Origin of the sequence: Sulfitobacter geojensis (genome assembly GCF_000622325.1) — a bacterium.
Classification (GTDB): Bacteria; Pseudomonadota; Alphaproteobacteria; order Rhodobacterales; family Rhodobacteraceae; genus Sulfitobacter; species Sulfitobacter geojensis.
Genome location: NZ_JASE01000005.1, coordinates 1435263 through 1454441, shown reverse-complemented (window position 1 = coordinate 1454441; position 19179 = coordinate 1435263). Strand labels below are relative to the sequence as shown.

The 19179-nt window shown below is 59.1% G+C and carries 19 protein-coding genes; 1 reads left to right on the top strand and 18 read right to left on the bottom strand.

What is annotated here, in order from left to right; all coding sequences use genetic code 11:
* Positions 1–49 precede the first annotated feature (49 nt).
* From ftsH to ruvC, 13 genes are all read right to left on the bottom strand, one after another.
* Positions 50–1972: an ATP-dependent zinc metalloprotease FtsH gene (gene ftsH, locus Z947_RS0109110; RefSeq protein WP_025043997.1), complete on the bottom strand. Its 1923-nt coding sequence runs from the start codon at positions 1970–1972 to the stop codon at positions 50–52.
* Between the two features lie 101 nt (positions 1973–2073).
* Complete coding sequence (gene tilS, locus Z947_RS0109105; RefSeq protein ID WP_025043996.1) at positions 2074–3330, bottom strand: tRNA lysidine(34) synthetase TilS; 1257 nt, start codon at positions 3328–3330, stop codon at positions 2074–2076.
* A gap of 4 nt (positions 3331–3334) precedes the next feature.
* Complete coding sequence (gene ybgF / locus Z947_RS0109100) at positions 3335–4162, bottom strand: tol-pal system protein YbgF (RefSeq protein WP_025043995.1); 828 nt, start codon at positions 4160–4162, stop codon at positions 3335–3337.
* A gap of 43 nt (positions 4163–4205) precedes the next feature.
* A complete protein-coding gene (gene pal, locus Z947_RS0109095) occupies positions 4206–4730 on the bottom strand; it encodes a peptidoglycan-associated lipoprotein Pal (RefSeq protein ID WP_025043994.1) in 525 nt (174 codons plus the stop codon).
* Between the two features lie 83 nt (positions 4731–4813).
* Positions 4814–6151 (bottom strand): Tol-Pal system beta propeller repeat protein TolB, encoded by a 1338-nt coding sequence (gene tolB / locus Z947_RS0109090; RefSeq protein WP_025043993.1) that lies wholly within the window; start codon positions 6149–6151, stop codon positions 4814–4816.
* A 138-nt stretch (positions 6152–6289) separates the two neighbouring features.
* Positions 6290–7405, bottom strand: coding sequence for a hypothetical protein (locus Z947_RS0109085; protein ID WP_025043992.1), 1116 nt, complete (start codon positions 7403–7405; stop codon positions 6290–6292).
* A 3-nt stretch (positions 7406–7408) separates the two neighbouring features.
* Positions 7409–7819, bottom strand: a complete 411-nt coding sequence (gene tolR, locus Z947_RS0109080) for a protein TolR (protein ID WP_211100949.1) — start codon at positions 7817–7819, stop codon at positions 7409–7411.
* A gap of 72 nt (positions 7820–7891) precedes the next feature.
* Positions 7892–8587, bottom strand: a complete 696-nt coding sequence (tolQ, locus tag Z947_RS0109075; protein WP_025043990.1) for a protein TolQ — start codon at positions 8585–8587, stop codon at positions 7892–7894.
* 114 nt (positions 8588–8701) lie between these two features.
* Entirely contained in the window at positions 8702–9100 is a 399-nt protein-coding gene (locus Z947_RS0109070) for a YbgC/FadM family acyl-CoA thioesterase (RefSeq protein ID WP_025043989.1), read from the bottom strand.
* Positions 9097–9732 (bottom strand): hypothetical protein, encoded by a 636-nt coding sequence (locus tag Z947_RS0109065; RefSeq protein WP_025043988.1) that lies wholly within the window; start codon positions 9730–9732, stop codon positions 9097–9099. Before Z947_RS0109065 ends, Z947_RS0109070 begins: the two co-directional genes overlap by 4 nt.
* 33 nt (positions 9733–9765) lie before the next feature.
* Positions 9766–10785 (bottom strand): Holliday junction branch migration DNA helicase RuvB, encoded by a 1020-nt coding sequence (gene ruvB / locus Z947_RS0109060; RefSeq protein WP_025043987.1) that lies wholly within the window; start codon positions 10783–10785, stop codon positions 9766–9768.
* A 48-nt stretch (positions 10786–10833) separates the two neighbouring features.
* Positions 10834–11496, bottom strand: a complete 663-nt coding sequence (gene ruvA / locus Z947_RS0109055) for a Holliday junction branch migration protein RuvA (RefSeq protein ID WP_025043986.1) — start codon at positions 11494–11496, stop codon at positions 10834–10836.
* Positions 11493–12002, bottom strand: a complete 510-nt coding sequence (gene ruvC / locus Z947_RS0109050; RefSeq protein ID WP_025043985.1) for a crossover junction endodeoxyribonuclease RuvC — start codon at positions 12000–12002, stop codon at positions 11493–11495. Before ruvC ends, ruvA begins: the two co-directional genes overlap by 4 nt.
* Before the next feature lie 332 nt (positions 12003–12334).
* Here ruvC and Z947_RS0109045 point away from each other — a divergent pair, with 332 nt between their 5' ends.
* Entirely contained in the window at positions 12335–12544 is a 210-nt protein-coding gene (locus Z947_RS0109045; RefSeq protein WP_025043984.1) for a DUF1127 domain-containing protein, read from the top strand.
* Positions 12545–12722: 178 nt separating this feature from the next.
* On the opposite strand, the gene Z947_RS0109040 is transcribed toward Z947_RS0109045, so the two are convergent.
* The 5 genes from Z947_RS0109040 to Z947_RS0109020 all read right to left on the bottom strand — a co-directional run bounded on the left by Z947_RS0109040 (position 12723) and on the right by Z947_RS0109020 (position 19093).
* Positions 12723–13010: a hypothetical protein gene (locus Z947_RS0109040; RefSeq protein ID WP_138058579.1), complete on the bottom strand. Its 288-nt coding sequence runs from the start codon at positions 13008–13010 to the stop codon at positions 12723–12725.
* Between the two features lie 179 nt (positions 13011–13189).
* Positions 13190–14062 (bottom strand): 50S ribosomal protein L11 methyltransferase, encoded by an 873-nt coding sequence (locus Z947_RS0109035; protein WP_025043982.1) that lies wholly within the window; start codon positions 14060–14062, stop codon positions 13190–13192.
* Positions 14062–15435, bottom strand: coding sequence for an MATE family efflux transporter (locus tag Z947_RS0109030; protein ID WP_240477529.1), 1374 nt, complete (start codon positions 15433–15435; stop codon positions 14062–14064). The genes Z947_RS0109035 and Z947_RS0109030 overlap by 1 nt, the downstream gene beginning before the upstream one ends.
* 19 nt (positions 15436–15454) lie before the next feature.
* Complete coding sequence (locus Z947_RS0109025) at positions 15455–16687, bottom strand: MFS transporter (RefSeq protein ID WP_025043980.1); 1233 nt, start codon at positions 16685–16687, stop codon at positions 15455–15457.
* Between the two features lie 210 nt (positions 16688–16897).
* Positions 16898–19093: a primosomal protein N' gene (locus tag Z947_RS0109020; RefSeq protein ID WP_025043979.1), complete on the bottom strand. Its 2196-nt coding sequence runs from the start codon at positions 19091–19093 to the stop codon at positions 16898–16900.
* Positions 19094–19179: the final 86 nt, after the last annotated feature.

The following is a 19179-nucleotide window of genomic DNA, read 5'->3' as shown; positions in this document are numbered from 1 at the left end:
TCTTTACCTCGAAACGAAAAACGAGGACTTGTCATACTTTAAAGCAAAGTCAGGTTGACGGCTCCGGCTCCAAACCGCCTTCTGCGGGGGGTGACTTTTTGCCTTTGCCCTTGGCCTTTGGAATGGCTGTCAGGCTCGGCGTGTCGCCCTTGTCGCTGTCGTCATCGTCGCTTTCCGCAACGGGCGGCAAACCGTCCATAACCCGCTGGATTTCGCCCCCTGTCAGGGTTTCATATTCCAACAGACCTTGCGCCAGACGCTCGAACTTCTCTTCGTTTTCCTTGATCAGTTTGGCCGCCCATTCATAGCCTTCCTGAATGAACTTCTGCACTTCCTTTTCAACGAGCTCTTTGGTGCTCGCGGAAACAGAAAAGCCACCTGTGCTGCCCTGATACCCTTGGGCTGCTTCGGAATAGTCAATGTTGCCGACCTTGTCGGACATGCCCCATTGCAAAACCATCGCACGCGCCAAGGCCGACGCCTGCTGGATGTCACCAGCCGGACCATTTGAAACGGCTTCTTCGCCATACTTGTGGATCTCAGCCGCCTTACCCGCCATGGTCATGGCAAGTCGCTGGTGGCATTCATCCTTGAACATGTTCAGCCGGTCCATTTCAGGCAGGCTCATCACCATACCCAATGCGCCACCGCGTGGAATGATCGTGGCCTTATAAACCGGATCACACTTTGGCAGCAGCATCCCGATCAGCGCATGACCCGCCTCGTGATAAGCGGTCATTTCCTTTTGCGCGGCCGTCATCACCATGGAACGGCGTTCGGCACCCATCATGATCTTATCCTTGGCCGCCTCGAAATCTATCATCGTCACGAAACGACGGCCCAGACGTGCAGCGCCAAGCGCGGCCTCGTTCACGAGGTTCGCCAGATCAGCACCGGAAAAACCCGGCGTGCCACGCGCGATGATGCGCAAATCAACATCAGGGCCCAACGGTGTCTTGCGGGCGTGTACCCCAAGAATTTTCTCGCGACCTTTAATGTCGGGATTGCCCACCGTGACCTGACGGTCAAAACGACCCGGGCGCAAAAGTGCTGGGTCCAGCACGTCCTTGCGGTTGGTCGCGGCGATGATGATCACCCCTTCGTTGGCCTCAAAACCGTCCATTTCGACCAGCAGTTGGTTCAACGTCTGTTCGCGTTCGTCGTTACCACCGCCGTAACCGGCACCCCGCGAACGGCCCACGGCATCGATTTCGTCGATGAACACGATGCACGGCGCATTTTTCTTGGCCTGTTCGAACATGTCGCGCACACGGCTCGCGCCCACACCGACAAACATTTCAACAAAGTCGGAACCGGAGATGGTGAAGAAAGGCACACCCGCTTCGCCCGCGATCGCACGCGCCAGCAGTGTTTTACCTGTACCCGGAGGGCCCTCAAGCAGGGCTCCTTTGGGAATTTTGCCGCCCAAGCGGCTGAATTTTTGCGGATTGCGCAGGAATTCGACGATTTCCTCAAGCTCTTCTTTCGCCTCGTCAATGCCGGCCACGTCGTCAAAGGTCACACGACCGTGCTTTTCCGTCAGCATCTTGGCCTTGGATTTGCCAAAGCCCATGGCACCGCCTTTGCCGCCCCCCTGCATCCGGTTCATGAAGAAGATCCAGACCCCGATCAGCAGGACAATCGGCAGCAGCGACATCAGAAATGTCTGAAAGCCGGACTGTTGCTGCGGGCGCGCCTGCACCGGCACGTTATTGTCGATCAACAGCGTGGTCACTTCGGCGTCGGCAGGTTTGATCACCACGTAATCTGTACCGTCCGTCTTGCGGAACCGCACCTGTTCCCCGTCAAGCGTGGCATTACGGATTTCACCGCCTTCAACCGCGCTGACGAATTCGGAATAGCTGACCTCGTTGCTTTGCAGATTGCCGTTCGAACCGCTGAACAGATTGAACAACGCCAGCACGAGCAGCATCAACACCACCCAAAACGCAAGATTGCGAACATTTCCCAAGGGAGTTCTCCTAAATACTCGTGGCCCGCCACACGCAGCAGGCCGTTTGGCACACATAAGGTGCGCCGCTTACCTCTAAGATAGACTGGATACGGTCAGGTTCAATGCGATAATAGACTCGCAAAAAAGGTATCTTGGTCTTCTACCAGTTCTGCGTGCCAATTCTGTGCACAACCGGCCAGGGGTGCCGCAACCAGCGTATCCCCCCGCCAGACGCCCGGCGTCGATTGCAACATCACATGCGGACGCCCCGTGATCCGCCAGTCCGTGCATTGCTCAAGCCCTTCAAGGCCCAAGGCCCGAACGCGCAGATCGGCGTCCTGCGCGTTCGGGTGATGCGCCGTCAGCGACCATCGGCCATCCCACAGCCCGCCCGTTGCAGTGTCGAGATTGCGCACGGCGTTAAGTTCCCGAAACACCCAGATTCTTGAGCCTATCCGCCGGATGTGGCAGCCGTTCATCGTCGCGGCCTGCCCGTCGGACAGCGCAGCCCAGAGATTGGCAAGCGCGCCGCGACGCGGCGCGTAATAGCCTTGTGTCACCCAGTTGATCGCCTTGATCATCAACCGGCGCTGCACCTCGACGGGTTGTAAATTCAGCTCTGCCTCGTTGAACAGCACAGCGCCCGCATCCAGAGTGACCAGATGTTTCGCGGCCAGAAACGTGTGCCACTCCAGTGCCCTGCGGGCCGTTTCCATATTTTCGGCCACTTCGCCCAAGGCCTCGGCATCGATGCCGAGCGGTGCCAGATGTTCCATCGCGTTGCGGGCTTTGATCCTGTCGTACCGGGCATCTTTGTTGCTCGGATCCTCAACCCAATGGATGCCCCTATGGGTCAGGTAGCTGCGCAAAACCTCGCGGCGGGTTCGCAACAAGGGGCGCACCCAAGTGATCCCGTCGCGCAATGTGCGCCCGCTCATCGCAGAAAGCCCGTCGACACCGGACCGGCGCGCCAGTCGCATCAACACGGTCTCGGCCTGATCATCCGCCGTGTGCCCCGTTGCAATGGTATCAATGCCGCGCTCTTTCGCCCAGCTGGCCATCGCCTGATACCGGCCATGGCGGGCGGCGTTCTGTAGATTCCCCTCGCCCCGCCAGGCGTCCCAAACCAATGTGTCATGGGGAACGCCGATGTTGGCGCATACCTGCGCGACATGTGCGGCCTCCCCCGCCGCTTCGGGGCGCAGGCAGTGATCTACGGTGACGGCCTGTAGCCGGATGTGTTTTGCCGCACAAAATTCGCAAAGCAAATGCAGCAGCGCCATTGAATCACTGCCGCCCGATACTGCCACGCCCATCGCCGCGGGGGGATGAGGTAAAAACGCCTCTGACAAACAGTTGGGCAGGCGTTCGGGCATGGCTTTAGCCGCAGCCGATGTTCGTGCGCTGGTCCTGAGCTTTTGCGACAACGGGGCTGTCGGGAAACCTGATCGCCACTTCACCAAGCGTCACACAGGCCTCTTGGGTTTGCCCCAACGCACCCAAAGCACGGCCCAACTCGAAAAGTGCCTGTGGGGCCATCGGCCCTTGGGGGTCCGTGCTGAAGCTCGCCAGATAAGCGCGGGCGGCCTCGCGGGTGTCGCCCAGTTTGTCCAGTGATTCACCACGGCGCAGATCCGCCTCTGCGGCTAGCGGACCACCCGGGTAGGTCTGATTGAAGGTCTCAAAGAAGTCTGCGGCGGCGCGAAAGTCACCGGATGCGAGCGCCTCCTGCGCCCGCTTGAAGTCTGCCTCTTCCCCAACCGCGAGGGAGGCGGATTGGGTTGGCGTGGAGGGTGCAGTCAATGGCGCGGCGGTGGCGGTTTGCCCCTCGCCGCCCAAAGTTGTGGTTTGCCCGAGGGTGGAAATGTCACCGCCCTCCAACTCGACCAGCCGGAATTCAAGATCGCCGATCCGCGCGGTACCATCCGCGACAATCCGGTTGATCCGGTTTTCCAGCTCTTCGGTTTTGGACGTAAGACGCTGCAGTTCGCTTTCCATCGTGCCGACGCGTTCCAGCACGGAATTACCGCCGGTATTCACGCCACCGGTGCCGGATGTCGACAGTTCGCGGCGCAGTTTTTGCACTTCGGTATAAAGGATCGTCAACTCCTGACGCACATCCGCCAAGGTCTGGGAATCCTGCGCCACAAGCGTCACCGGGGACAACATCAGCCCCAAGACCAGTGTTGCGGTTAATTGCAGTTTCATCGTCTTGCTTGTCCTTCGATTGGTCACGGTTGCCAATGGTGCCCTAGCTGCTCAAACCACCCGCAAGAACGGTCACAGCGCGGCGGTTTTTGGCATAGCATGCTTCGTTCGAGCAGATCTCGATCGGGCGTTCCTTACCATAGCTCACAACCCGCAAACGCGAGGCTGGCACGCCTTTTGACAGCAGATATTCCTGCGCCGCATTCGCACGACGCGCGCCAAGGGCAAGGTTGTATTCACGGGTGCCCTGTTCATCGGCGTGGCCTTCGATCACGGCCTGATAGTCGTTGTTGGTCATCAGCCAGTTGGCTTGGCCGTCCAGCGTGCTGCGCCCCAGCGCCGTCAGCGTGGATTGGTCGACCTCGAACAACACGCGATCGCCAACAGTTTGCTGGAAAAATGCGGTGGAGGTCGGATCATTTGCGCTACCCGGGATGATGCCCCCATTTGTGCCTGCCCCGGCAGTTGCGCCAGTGCCGGCACCCTCTGCGCCAAAGCGGTCGGGGTTGGTGCAGGCACCTACAGCAAGAGCGGCAATCAACAGGCCGCTGGTCAGAAGTCGTTTCATTTTATCTCTGCCTCATATTCGTTGAATTTTGTTACCATATTTTCAGGGAAGGGGGAATTGCCTCAATCCGCCCCTGCCCTGTTCTAATTTTGCAGCGGCGACCAGGAAGGGTCAGAACCGCCAGAGGGCGTGCTGACGGGGCGCAGGTTCCGTCCCGAAATGTCCACCGAATATAACGTCGAGGAGCCGCCTGCCCCTTGGGTTTCACGTGCGAACATGATCACGCGGCCATTGGGTGCCCATGTCGGGCCCTCATCCAGAAACGATGCTGTCAGCAACCGTTCCTGTGTGCCGTCGAGCCGCATCACGCCAATGTGGAACCGCCCCTTGTTCTGTTTGGTAAAGGCGACCAGATCGCCGCGCGGTGACCAGACAGGCGTGCCGTAACGCCCTTCGCCAAAGGAAATGCGCTGTGCTTCGCCGCCCGTGGCAGGCATGACATAAAGTTGCTGCGTGCCGGATCGGTCGCTTTCAAACACGATACGGCTGCCATCCGGCGAATAGCTCGGCGCGGTTTCGATTGCGGGGGTATTGGTCAAACGCTGCGACTGCCCCGACGCGATATCCATGGTGTAAATGTCGGTATTGCCGCCTTGGGTGAGGGAATATACCACCGTTTGACCAGAGGGCGAGAAGCGCGGCGCGAAACTCATCGTGCCGTCAGCACTTTCCAGAACACGGCGGGACACCGACCCGATGTCGAGCACATAGATACGCGGAAATCCGCTTTCGTAGCTGGTATAAAGCACCCGATCTCCGCTTGGAGAGAAACGCGGAGCCAGCACAATCGAGCCGGAATCAGTCAAATACTGAACATTGGCCCCGTCGTAATCCATAATCGCCAAGCGCTTCTTGCGGTTGTCCTTGGGGCCAGTTTCCGAAACATAAACCACACGGCTGTCGAAATAGGGCCCTTCGCCGGTGATCCGCGCATAAACTGCGTCGGACACTTTATGTGCCATGCGCCGCCAGCCGTCGACCGTGCCGGAAAACTGCAAACCGCTGCCCAGTTCCGCGCCCGAAAACACATCATACAGCCGGAATTTCACATTCAGCGTGTTGCCCTGAACATTTACCGCGCCGGTGACCAGCGCCTGTGCATTGATCGCTTTCCAATCTGCAAACTGGATCGACGCGTTAAAATCGCTGATCGTAGAGATATAGGCAGATGACGGAATTTCACGGAACAGGCCGGTGCCGGTCAGGTCCGCCGCCACGACGCGGGCCAGATCTGCCGCCATCTGTCCGGCTTCGGCGCTTTCCGCCTGAAAGGCCGGAACCGCAACAGGCAGCGGTTCGATGATCGCTTCGTCAATAATAATGCGCAGAGGTTCCTGCGCCTGTGCAGGTGTCGAAAACAGCGTGGCACCTGCAAGGGTCACACCCAATGCTGCCGAAATGCTCAAAAACAAGTGCTTCATAGGATGTGCATCCTTTCTGGAAAATATTTGTTGCCTAGAGGTTAACCCGCTGCAAGTGTGACGGTTCCCTGTCATGGCTATCAGGGGAATTCTGTTTGCTTTACCCCCTACGTCGGCCTGCTGACGGTCGCGTCTCATTCAAAACCCCATCTTGCTGGGATCAAAGGTCATCTCGATGTTCTGCCATTGGCTGTATTTATCCGCCGGCAACTCATACCCGCGCGACCCGCACAGGATAATCGCGCGCCGCGCGCTGTCATAAACCCGCCGCGCAGAGGCGTCAGACCCGCCAGAGGCGCTGATCATGCGGATGCTGTCGTTCACCGGCGTGGCGTCGCTGTTCATCTTAACGCCGATGACAACCGTTGTGCCCAAAGCTTCGGTGGACAGCGACCCGATGTTCCAGCATTTGGCAATTTGCGCGCGCAGGGCATCCTTTTCGCCGGCAGACAGCGGCGGGCCACTTGGCGCGGAAACCGCTTCCTGCGCTGCGGCAAGGGCGGCAAGCACATCGTCGTTGTTCACCGAACCGCTGTCCGTTGACTGCGCCTCAGGCGCAGGTGTGGGTGCAGGCGTTTCAACCGCCGGTGCCTCAGCGACCTGAGGTGCGGGTGCCGCCGGACGGCGCCCCGGTGGCCGGGTCGAGGCCGCGGGCGCGCTTGTCGCTTCGGTTACGATCTCAGCAACCGCTTCTTCGGGAGCGGCGGCTTCTTGAGCTTCCTGCTCCGGTGCTTCGCCTACGGCGTCCGGTGCCACCGCTTCGCGGGTTTCGGTGTCCGGCTGCGCCTCCGGTTCGGGCTGAGCGACGGGTTCAGGTGCCACCCGTTCCACAGGCCGCGGTGCCGCTTCGGGCGCCGTTTGCGGAGCTAGCACCGCGATATCACCAACTGGTTCAGCGGGATCCTGCGGCGGTTCCTCAACCGGTGCTTCAGCGGGCAGTTCGTCGGTTTGGGGCGGCGTGTCGTCGGGGGGCGTTTCAACCTGCACCGGTGCAGGTTGCTCGATCGCGGTGTCCGGCGCGGTACTGACCTCCGGCACGTCGGTGCTTGCCTCCGGCGTCGCCGGCTGCGCCACTTCTGTCGTCGATTGGGGGGCCTGCTGCGCCGCCATCATTGCCTCAAAATCAGCACCTGAAATGACGGAAACTTCGGTCATCTCGAAGGGTTCGGGCTTGTCCGCAAACAGCCCGCCCAAAAGCAACCAGGCAATGAGGCCCAGATGCCCCGCCCCCGAAATATATTGACCGGTGTGCACGGATCAATTCCCCGACGGATCGCTGCCGTCCAGCGCAGGCCCGCCGATGTCAGTCACCAGACCGATGTTGGAAAAGCCGCCCGCGTTCAACGCGCCCATAACTTCCATCACAGCCTGATAGGGCACTGCCCCGTCAGCCCGCAGGAAAACACGATCACTGGCGCGTTCGGTCGCGATGCCACGCAGCCGCGTGATCAACTGCCCACGTTCAACCGGTGTGGTCTGGATCTGGATGTCCCCTTCGGCGGTGACAGTCACCGTCAGCGGTTCTTCCTGTTCTGTCGGCAAGGCACCGGCAGCGGTTTTTGGCAGTTCGACCGGCACACCGACCGTCAGCAAAGGTGCCGCAACCATGAAAATGATCAGCAACACCAGCATGACATCCACAAAAGGTGTCACGTTGATCTCAGCCATCGGCTGCGCGCGGCCCCTACGCCGTCCGCGCCCGCCGCCGCCCTGTTTTTTGATCGCGCCCGCCCCCACGGTTCAGGCGTCCAACTGGCGGCTGAGGATCGTAGCGAACTCGTCGGCAAAGGCTTCGTGATTGCCGATGATACGCTCACTGTCCGCATTCAGCTTGTTATAAAAGATAACCGCCGGAATCGCCGCCAACAGCCCCAGTCCTGTCGCCAAAAGCGCCTCGGCAATACCGGGTGCCACAACGGCAAGGTTGGTGTTCTGCTGCTCTGCAATTTCGATAAAGGCGTTCATGATCCCCATCACGGTCCCGAACAACCCGATGAAGGGCGTAGACGAGCCAACCGTCGCCAACACCGTCAAACCCTTTTGCAAACGGTCCGCTTCTTTGGCGATCGCCACGTCCATGCTGCGATCAATCCGCGCTGTGGCTCCGGGGATCAAACCGCCATCCTCGCGGTGCGAACGGCGCCATTCCGTCATGCCCGCGGCAAATACCTTTTCTGACGCGCCGTCAGGGTCCGGCCCGATCTGTTCGTAAAGCCCGTCCAGCGGCTCACCCGACCAGAAAGCCTGATCAAAGGATTCGTTGCCAGCGCGTGCCTTGCGGTACTGGATGGTTTTTTGAATGATGATCGACCAGGACCAAAAGGAGGCGAGGATCAGCATGACCATCACAAGTTTGACCGTAAATGTCGCCCGCGCGAACAACCCCCACATGGAGAAATCAATCTCCTGCGCCAATGCCAGCGTCTCTGCTTCCATGATACCTGCTCTTTTTATACACCGCTTGCGCAGCTACTGCCTTACGGCCCCGTTTTCGAGGCTCATTTGTGCAGAATCTAGCGAAGTACAAGAGCGAAAGCCAGAAGAATGGCGCTATTGCGCTGGCAACGGCAATACTGAGCGGAGTTTTGCTGGCAGACGGATGGGTTTTCCGGCTGTTGTCATGCAAACGGCCGTGACTTTGGCGCGGAAAAGCACCTCGTCCCCGCGCAACACATCCTGATCGAACATCCAGCGCACAGCCCCTTTGGCGTAATGCGTTGTGCGTACTTCCAGCCGGTCCCCGAACCGCGCCGCGCTGAGGTAATCGGCTTCGACCCGCGTGATCACGAAAACAACATCTTCCTCACGCATCGCGCGTTGATCCACCCCTAACTGTTCAACGATATCAGAGCGCGCCCGTTCGATGTATTTCAGGTAGTTGGCATAATAGACGATGCCAGCCATGTCGGTGTCTTCGTAGAAAATTCGCACGGGGAACGAATGGCTCATTGCTGCACCTCAATCAAGGCTTGCACTCTTGCGGACAACCTAAGCGCGTGACTTTTGTCCTGTGCCACCACCGGCAGCACAGGATCATAGGACGCGCGGATCAGCGCGGCGATGTCCGGCCGCAGGACGGTTGCATCTTGCGCGACCATCAGTGGCGAACGGTCTTGAAATGCGCTGTCCGACCACAGCAGGATCGACTGTACGATCTGGCTGAGCGCAAGGGTCTTTGCGGGCACATCGTTCAAGTGCTGGTCCATGCGCAAAAACACGAAACAGGCTTTGATCGCGCCACGTTCGTCAAAGCGGAAAAACCGGTACTGATTGGCCTCCACACTTTGCAGGCGCGCGACCAAAGGGGCAAGGTCCGGCACCAGCCGATCCATCCCCGGCACCTCCAGCAATTCGGCCCAATCGGTGAAAAAGAACATCATCAGGTTCGACCCCAATTCCGCATCCATTTCGCCCATCTCATGCCCGGCAAGATTGCAGACCGCGTCGATCGCGCCCTTCACAACACCCAGCGTCGCATCATCCACACCAAAGACCACCGGACAAACCGGCCGCCCCCACCGTGCAAATGCAAAACTACCATCCGAGCGGGTAAAAAGCCCCTCAATCTGCGCAACATCCATCTTCATTTTGCCCTTAAACTCACAACCAACAGATCATCCGAACAAATCGCTCTGCGACTTTGGCGGGGTCATGCCCAAATGGGTCCATGCCTTCTGTGCCAACATCCGCCCGCGCGGGGTGCGCTGGATCAACCCCTGCTGCAGCAGGAACGGCTCGATGACTTCCTCTAACGCATCACGCGATTCACTCAAAGCTGCAGACATGGTTTCAATCCCGACCGGTCCGCCCTGATAATTCTCTGCGATCAGACGCAGGTACCGCCGGTCCGCACCATCCAGCCCCAGATGATCCACCCCCAGACGCGTCAGCGCCATATCCGCCAGTTCGCGGGTCACGTGCCCGTTGCCCTCAACAACGGCAAAATCCACCACACGGCGCAACAGCCGTCCGGCAATCCGCGGCGTGCCGCGCGCCCGCTTGGCGATCTCGCGCGCACCACCCTCATCGGCAGGGGCACCCAGTTTGCGCGCGTTCCGGTCCACGATGATGAACAACTCGTCTTCGGTGTAAAACTGCAACCTTGTCGGAATGCCGAAGCGGTCGCGCAACGGCGTCGTCAAAAGGCCCATGCGGGTGGTGGCACCAACCAGTGTAAAGGGCTGCAATTCAATGCGCACGGTGCGTGCGGCAGGCCCCTCGCCGATTACCAGATCCAGCTCAAAATCTTCCAGCGCCGGATACAGCACCTCTTCCACCGCTGGATTCAACCGGTGAATTTCGTCGATGAACAACACATCGCGCGCTTCGAGATTTGTCAGGATCGCCGCCAGATCGCCTGCCTTGGCCAGCACGGGGCCGGAGGTCATGCGAAACCCCACCCCCAATTCGCGCGACATGATCTGCGCCAAAGTCGTTTTCCCCAAACCGGGGGGGCCGTGAAACAAAGTATGGTCCATCGCTTCGCCGCGCTGCTTGGCGGATTGGATGAACACGGCCAGATTTGATCGCGCCTCGGCTTGCCCGACGAATTCGGACAGCAATTGCGGTCGCAATGCGCGGTCAAAGTCTTCCGGCATCGGGTCAGGCCGCACGGTGGGGTCAATTTCGGTCACGATTATCCTTTAGGCGAAGAAAACCCGTCAGGGCTTGATGAGCGCACCCTACCCTTTGGGAGCCAGTAGTTTCAACGCGGCGCGAATAAGTGCGGGGGTTTCTGCATCTGGCGCCTCGCCTGCCGCCTGTGCCACCGCGGCCGCCGCGTCACCGGGACTGTAGCCCAGATTGCCCAGCGCCGACATGGCTTCCGCCTGCGCTGACGCGTTCGGTGCGGATGCTGCGCGTTTCACCGGTGTGATCGGCTCCAGCACTTCGGCCTCGACCTCTCCTTGCGCCTCGACCAAAGTGCCAGACATGGCCATCACACTTGGTGCCTTGTCTTTCAAGTCAAGCACAACCCGCTGCGCAATCTTCGGACCTACACCTTTGGCCGCCTTCACCGCGTTCCAGTCCCCCAGCGCAATTGCGCGGCTGACACCGTCCGGTCCAAGTGCGCCCAGGATTGCCAAGGATGCCTTGGCCCCGATCCCCTGCACCGAGGTCAGCAAGCGGTGCCATTCTTTCTCAACCAAGGTCTGGAAACCGAAAAGTTGCATCAGATCTTCACGCACCACCAGATCCGTATAAAGCGCGGTCACCTCGCCCACAGCGGGAAGTGCCGCAAGCGTGCGCTCCGAACAATACACCAGATACCCGACACCGCGCACGTCAATCAGCAGATGATCCAATGCACGATACTCGATCCGTCCGGTAATCTTTCCAATCATGCGCTTGCCCTCGCTACTGCTGCCGCCAGTGAACTGGCCCCGCCGTGATGCGCATGACAGATGGCAATGGCCAAAGCGTCTGTTGCGTCCGGTCCGTTCAACACGACACCGGGCAATTGCACTTTAACCATATGCGCAACCTGCTGTTTGTCCGCATGGCCCGCGCCGACGACCGTTTTCTTGATTTTGTTGGGGGCATATTCCCCCACAGGCAACCCCGCCTGTGCGGGCACCAGCATCGCAATGCCGCGCGCCTGCCCCAGTTTTAGCGTTCCTGCCCCGTCCTTGTTCACAAAGGTCTGTTCAATCGCTGCCGATACCGGTTGATAGGTCGCGAAAACCTGTGTCAGCTGCTGATGCAGATCAAGCAGACGTTGCGCCAGCGGTTCATCTCCTTGGGACTGGCATACGCCATTGGCAACATGGCTGAGTCGGTTGCCATCCACATCAATCACCCCCCAGCCAAGGTTACGTAACCCCGGATCAATGCCGATTATTCGCATCATCGCCCTGCTCTCGATCTTTTTTGTTGCTTTTTTGATGCATTAGCACGAAACGCGAACATCCGCCAAGCCCTAGTCGCAATGCCTGTTTGCGACACGCACCTTGTCGCAACCGGACATCGGTGACGCTTTTCGCCCTCTTCCGTGCCAAAAGCGACATGAGACGGGTCGCAATTTTTCCTTAATTTTACGCGGGTTAACCTTAATTTCCACCTATGCACCAGACGCAGATCACACATGCAGCTACGGGCATTGTACGGTTTTTATTTACCGCCTATTTGCCGCTCATACCGCTGAGAAAATCAGCATAACATACTCACAAAAGGACGGCTCACATGGCAGCTTTCGACACATCCCGCCCCGTATACGGCTCCACATCAGCCGTTTCATCCTTCATCACACGCAGCATTTCTGCTGTTGTCGCATGGAATGACTCCCGCGTTACACGCAGCGCCCTGTCTTCCCTGTCCGACCGCGAGCTGGACGATATTGGTCTGGTCCGTGGCGACATCGACGCCGTCGCACAGACAAACTTCTTCCGCTAAACCAGCCCCGCGGCAGAGCTGATCTGCCGCGTTGCGCTGACGCCGTTCCGATGATGTTGGAATATGGACAACCAAAAGCCGCGCTCTGACCCTCAGAAGCGCGGCTTTTTTATGCTTTCAAGAAAGCAAACCCGGGTGATGTACCGGTCAGCATCCGCATGCAGACCGGTTTGAATTCTTAACGCAGCGTCGGGCCGACAGAACCGGCAATTACTTCGGTCACTGGATCAATGGCAAGCGCCTTGGCACCGACCTGTTCAATCACTGTACCGCCTTCAAGCTTGGCCAGACGTTCATTGTAGGTCACCGGACCGACAGAAACCAATGCAAAGGCTTTGAACCCGATCAGGCCGATTACCGCCAGCGCAACCAGCTTGATTGCCCCGCCGCCCCGCGCAGGACGACGTTTCGGTTTCACAACGATCAAGCCATCCTTGCCGACCTTTGTCGTGTAACCATGTGTCATTTTCTGATGCTTACGCCCAAGTGAAGTCAGGCGATTTACAAAGTGGTCGTGGTTCTCAACCCGCATGGCAGCAGTCTCTCATTTAACAATCGGCCCCCACCGTTGTTAAGAAAGTATTAGCCAAAGAATGTGGCGAAATCTGGGCAACTGCCTCAAATAGACCTTAAAAACCCCTCAATTTAGGTCTTTTTTTGAAGCGTGAGCGTCGTCCAGTCAACAATGCTTTCACGGTGCATAAGATTGACGCCGGATCGTGCATAAACCTCAATCACCTCGTCAGCCTGTTCATTTAAAATACCGGACAGAATCGCATAGCCCCCGGGCTGCAATGCTGCGGCCATATCCGGTGCCAAAGCGATCAATGGCCCCTTGAGGATATTCGCGAACACCAGATCAAACGGGGCCGCTGCTGCAAGTTGCGTATGATCAAAGCCTGCCGCCTCGACACATTCAACCCGTCCGTCCAACCCGTTGGCTGTGACATTGGCTTGTGCAACCTCTACTGCGACCTCGTCGATATCGCTGGCCAGCACGGTTTCGGGCCAGATCCGCGCCGCCGCCATCGCCAGCACGGCGGTACCGCAACCCACGTCAACCACATGCTTGCCGGCAAACCCGTCTGTCGCCAGCCGGTCCAAAGCGCGCAAGCAACCCAGCGTCGTGCCATGATGCCCCGTACCGAATGCCATCGCGGCCTCGATCAACAAGGGTTCGCAATCGTCGGGCACCTTATCCGCGTCATGCGACCCATAGACAAAGAAACGTCCCGCCTCGACCGGTGCCAGTTCACGGCGCACATGCGCAACCCAATCGGTTTCCGGTAATTGTGACACAACAAAAGGCTTTGCGCCCATTGCTGCGGACAGGACCGCCAGTGCGGTCTCGTCCGGCGCGTCCTCGAAATAGCCGCCGACTTCCCACAGGCCCGACCCGTCTTCCATCTCGAAAACGCCCACGCCTGTGGGTTCCGGCGTCAACCGCTCCATCGCGTCGCCCAGCGCATATGCGGAGTCGCGGCCCTCAAGTGTGGTCAGTGCGGTAAATGTGGTCATTATCGTCTCCGGTGTTTGTCTGGGTTCGGGTAGGCGCGTGGCGGCACAGGGTCAAGGGCCGGACTGTCCGGGTTGTGCAGCCCTTTTACATAGAACCAGCCCCATGTCGCGGCGATAACGCCCATCACACCGCCCGCAAGCGCCTGTCCGTAGATCACCCCGGTGGCGCCGAACATGCCCGTCAGCGCCGCCGCTGCAGGATAACTTAGCACGCCGTCTTTGGTCCAGTTGACCAAGGTCGAGCGCGAGGGCCGCCCCAGATTGTTGAAGGCTGCGTTCGATACAAATAGCGCCCCGATGAACACGAACCCACCGACGCCAACCAGGGTAAAGGATCGCAACACATCAACCCCCACCCCAGTCAGGCCAAAGGCGGTAATGATATAAGGCGTCGCCAAAAGCATCAGCGCCCAAGCGACCAGCGTGTATATAAAGCAAAAGATCAACGCATCACGGTAGGTACTGCGCACACGCGCCATTTGGCCGGCACCGTAGTTCTGTCCAAAGATTCCGCCAATGGCCCCGGACAAGGCAAAAACACCGCCAAAGACCACAACCGTCAGCCGCCCGATCACTGCCCAGGCCGCCATCGCGGCATCGCCAAATTGCGCCATTACGATCGTAAGCAGGTAATTCCCCGCAGGTGTCGACATCTGGGTCGCAATCGCCGGTCCCGCAACCATCAAAAACGGCCCCGCAATGTTGCGCAATGTCTGACACGTCGGGCGGTCGACCAGCTTCATCTGGATTACCGCAAAGAACACAGCCAGCCCCAGCAAGCAAAAGCGAAACAGCACCAGCCCGATGGCCGCCCCGTCCAGCTCCAAACCCATCCAGAAGATCAGAACCGGATCAATCAGCATCAACACCACACCGGAAAACAGTGTGATATACATGGCCTTGGCCCCATAACCATCAGCGCGCAAGGCACCTGACAACACCAGCGCTGCGGACATGGGAATAAGCGAAGGAATGGTGATCGACAGATACCGCGCCGCCAACCGCGCGGTTTCTCCCTCGGCCCCCGCGAACCCTATAAGTTGATGCCTAAAGCCGACAATCAGCGCGATTACGCAGGTCAGGATAGTGACGGAAATCACACCCCCCGCGCCCGCTTGCCGGCGCGCTTGATCCCGATTTCCCATGCCGATGCTGCGCGAAATCACCGCAGTGGCGGCAATCATCAACCCCACCGCGATGGAGACCGAAAAGAACTGCACGGCATAGGCAAACCCGATGGCCGCAACCAGTTGCGGATCGCCCAGCTGGCTGATCCAGAACAGGTTCGCCGCATCAACAAGAAAAACAAAAGTAATACCCATGGCACCGGTGGCCGTCATCCGCACCACATGCCCCATGGTGCCACCGCTCAAAAAGCGGCCCGGCTCCATGTTACTGCGCCGCCTGCGGCAAGCCCGCGCTGAATATCGTCTCGTTGCCCCGTGTCGGATGGCGCGGGATCAGCATCGCAAGCGCAAAAGAAACCGCCGCCATCCCTGCCGCCAGAAAAAACACTGCCGCCGGCGAAACCAACCAAAGCAGGCCCAATCCCACAGGCAAAAACACCGCTGCGATGTGATTGATGGTAAAGGCAACAGCCGCCGTCGGTGCAATATCCGCCGGGTCCGCAATCTTTTGAAAGTAGGTTTTCTGCGCCATCGCCAGCCCGAAAAACATATGATCCAGCACATAGAGCATCGCAGCGACCACAACGCCCCAGCCCAGATAATACACCCCGCCATAGCTGAGAAACACCAGCACCAGCCCGATATATTCAAATCCCAGCGTGCGGCGCTCGCCAAAATACCCCACCGCGCGGCCCATCAGGGGCGCAATAAAAATGTTGGCCACAAGGTTGATCAGATAAAGCGTGGTGATTTCATGCACTTCATAGCCGAACCGCTCGACCATCATAAAACCCGCGAAAACCACGAAAATCTGTCGCCGCGCGCCCCCCATGAATTGCAATGCGTAATAAAGCCAATAGCGGCGTCTCAGCACCATGGTTTTATTCTGCGGCGTGGGGGCCTCGAACTGCGGATAGGCCACCATGGCAAAAAGCGCGATAACCACCGTAACGCCACCGCCAGCCAGATAGACAATATTATAAGATAGACTCAAGGTCTCCCAAAGCGCCATAATCGCCAGATAAGCAAGCAGCGTAGCAAAAGACCCCGTCGCCAAAAGCCAGCCCAACATGCGCGGTGCGTCTTCAATCTTGAGCCATTGCAGCTGCAAGGATTGATTCACCGTTTCATAGTAATGAAACCCGATTGAGCTGAGCATGGTGATCGTCAAAATACCGCCCATTGATGGAAACCATGCAGTAACAGCCGTCGCGGCCCCAAGCAGCACCAGCGCGACCAAGCCCAAAACCTGTTCACGAACAAAGATGATAATTGCAATCACCCCAACGGCCAGAAACCCAGGTATTTCACGCACCGTGTGCAACAACCCGATGTCGGCCCCGTCAAAATCCGCGACCTCGATCACGAAGTTATTCAACAAAGCAGACCAGGTGTTAAAGGCGATCGGCATCGCCAGCGCCATCAGAAACAGCAGTGAAACAGGCCTACGCCAGAACGGAAGGGCTTTCGCCTCCTCAAGGGAAATATACTGTGTCATCCTTCCCCCTTACGCCCGTCACAGCAGAATGACGATACAGAAAACCACCGCCACATCACCGCCCTGCGCACAGGCGGCCCCAAAACGCCGCACCAACTGCCCCTCTTTTTGGCCTTATATACTGTCCGCACGCCCTGCGCGCGCCGCCCGCCAGCGTTTGCCCCTGCACCGCGCTCACAAAATCGCAGCGGCAATATTTTCCAAGCGACCTCAGTAAAAACTCTGCGGGTCGATATCCACGGCCAAACGCAAATCCCCCTTCAGCCGCACCTGCGCCACCCAAACCGCCAAGGCCTCTTGCAACGGTGCCGACTTTTCGGCCTTCACCAGCAACCTGACCCGATGCCGCCCGCGCACCCGTGCGATCGGGGCCGGTGCCGGTCCGAACACCTGCGCGCCGATCCGTCGCAAGGCCCCGTCATTGCGCGCCAGCAGATTGCCCGCCTCAAATACCGCCGCCACGTCTGGCCCGCTCAGAATAATCCCCGCCATGCGCCCGTAGGGCGGCACGCCCGCTTGCTTGCGCTCTGCCGCCTCCGCCGCCCAGAATGTTTCCTCATCCCCTGCAAGAATGGCGCGGATTACAGGATGCTCGGGCTGGTAGGTCTGCAAAAGAGCCGCACCGGGCGCTTCTGCCCGACCCGCGCGCCCCGCCACCTGCCGCATCAGCTGAAAGGTCCGCTCGGCCGCACGCAAATCCGACCCCTGCAATCCGAGGTCGGCGTCGATGACACCAACGAGGGTCAGGTTTGGAAAGTTATGCCCTTTGGCCACCAGTTGCGTGCCAATCACAATATCTGCGGCTCCTTGCGCAATCCCTGCGATTTCGGCCTTCAACGCCCGCGCCGATCCGTACATGTCCGAACTCAACGTCGCGATTTTTGCATCCGGCCAGATCTCGGCCGCTTCTTCGCCCAATCGCTCCACCCCCGGCCCGACAGGGGCCAGCTTGCCCTCGACTTCGCAATTGGGACAGGCCTCCGGCATCGGTTTGCTTTCGCCGCACTGATGACAGACCAGCCGTTTTAGAAAACGATGTTCTACCATCCGCGCATCACAATCGTCACAGCCGATCTGATGGCCGCACGCCCGACACAAGGTAATCGGCGCATAGCCACGGCGGTTGATGAACAGCATCGCCTGTTCTCCCCGCTCCAAACGCTTGTTCACCTCACCCTGTAGGGTGGGAGAAACCCACCGGTCGCTTTTCAACCCCTCCGCCCGCATGTCAATCGCGCCCATCTGCGGCATCACCGCCGGACCAAACCGCGATGTCAGATCAAGCCGGCGATACTTCCCCGCCTCCACGTTCGCCCAGGATTCCAGCGAAGGCGTCGCACTGGCCAGAACCACCTGCGCGCCACAGATCGCTGCGCGCAAAACGGCCATATCGCGGGCGTTGTACAGCACGCCCTCTTCCTGCTTGTAAGAGCTGTCATGTTCCTCATCGACCACAATCAGGCCCAAATTCTGATAGGGCAAAAACAGGGCCGACCGCGCCCCGATCACAACTTGGCACTGACCTTGTCCCACCATGCGCCAGATCCTGCGACGTTCGGTCATCGTTGCACCGGAATGCCATTCAGCGGGTTTGGCACCGAACCGTTCCTGCACCCGTTCCAGAAACTGCTCGGTCAGCGCAATCTCCGGCAGCAAGACCAGAGCCTGCCGCCCTGCGCGCAAGGCGGCGGCCACAGCTTCCAGATAGACTTCGGTTTTGCCTGATCCGGTCACCCCGCGCAGCAGCGTCGTGCCGTATTTGCCCGAACGCACCCCTTCGTCCATAACCGCAGCTGCCGCAGCCTGATCTTGCGTCAACTCTTTGCTGGGCAGCTCGGGGTCCATGCGCAGGAACGGCACATCGCGCGGTGATTCCTCTTCGCGCACAGCGTCTTGGGCCACCAGCCCTTTCACAACGGACGCAGTCACCCCCGCCATATCCGCCAACTCTTTCAACGTGAAAGACAGGTCGCCATATTCATCCAGCGTGTCCAGCACCCGCCGTCTGGCATCGGTCATTTTATTGGGTTCCGCCGTCCCGCGGCGGTAAACTTTGCGCATCGACGGCGTATCCCCCAAACCCGGTGCGCGTGTGGCAAGGCGCAGCATCGCGGGCATTGGCGTCAATGTGTAGGCCGCTGCACGTTCCAGAAAGCTGCGCATCTCGCCGCGCATTGGTGCGGCATCCAGAACGCGGATCACATGGCGGATTTTCGCCAGATCATAATCGCCTTTGCCCGGCCCCCAAACCACGCCTAAAACCTTGCGCGGCCCCAGCGGCACCTCGACAAACGCGCCCAGATGGCAGCCCCCTTCGGGCGCTTTGTAATCCAGTGCACGGCCAAGGGGTTGCGTGCTCATCACCGCAACCAGTTCACCGTGGTTAAAGAATTCTGGGCTGCTCACAGGCGCTCCATCGCTACAAAAGAGGGTTTCAGGTCCGCGTGGCTTACGCTAGACCCAAGATCAATGCATCCCCCTCCAACCGCAAG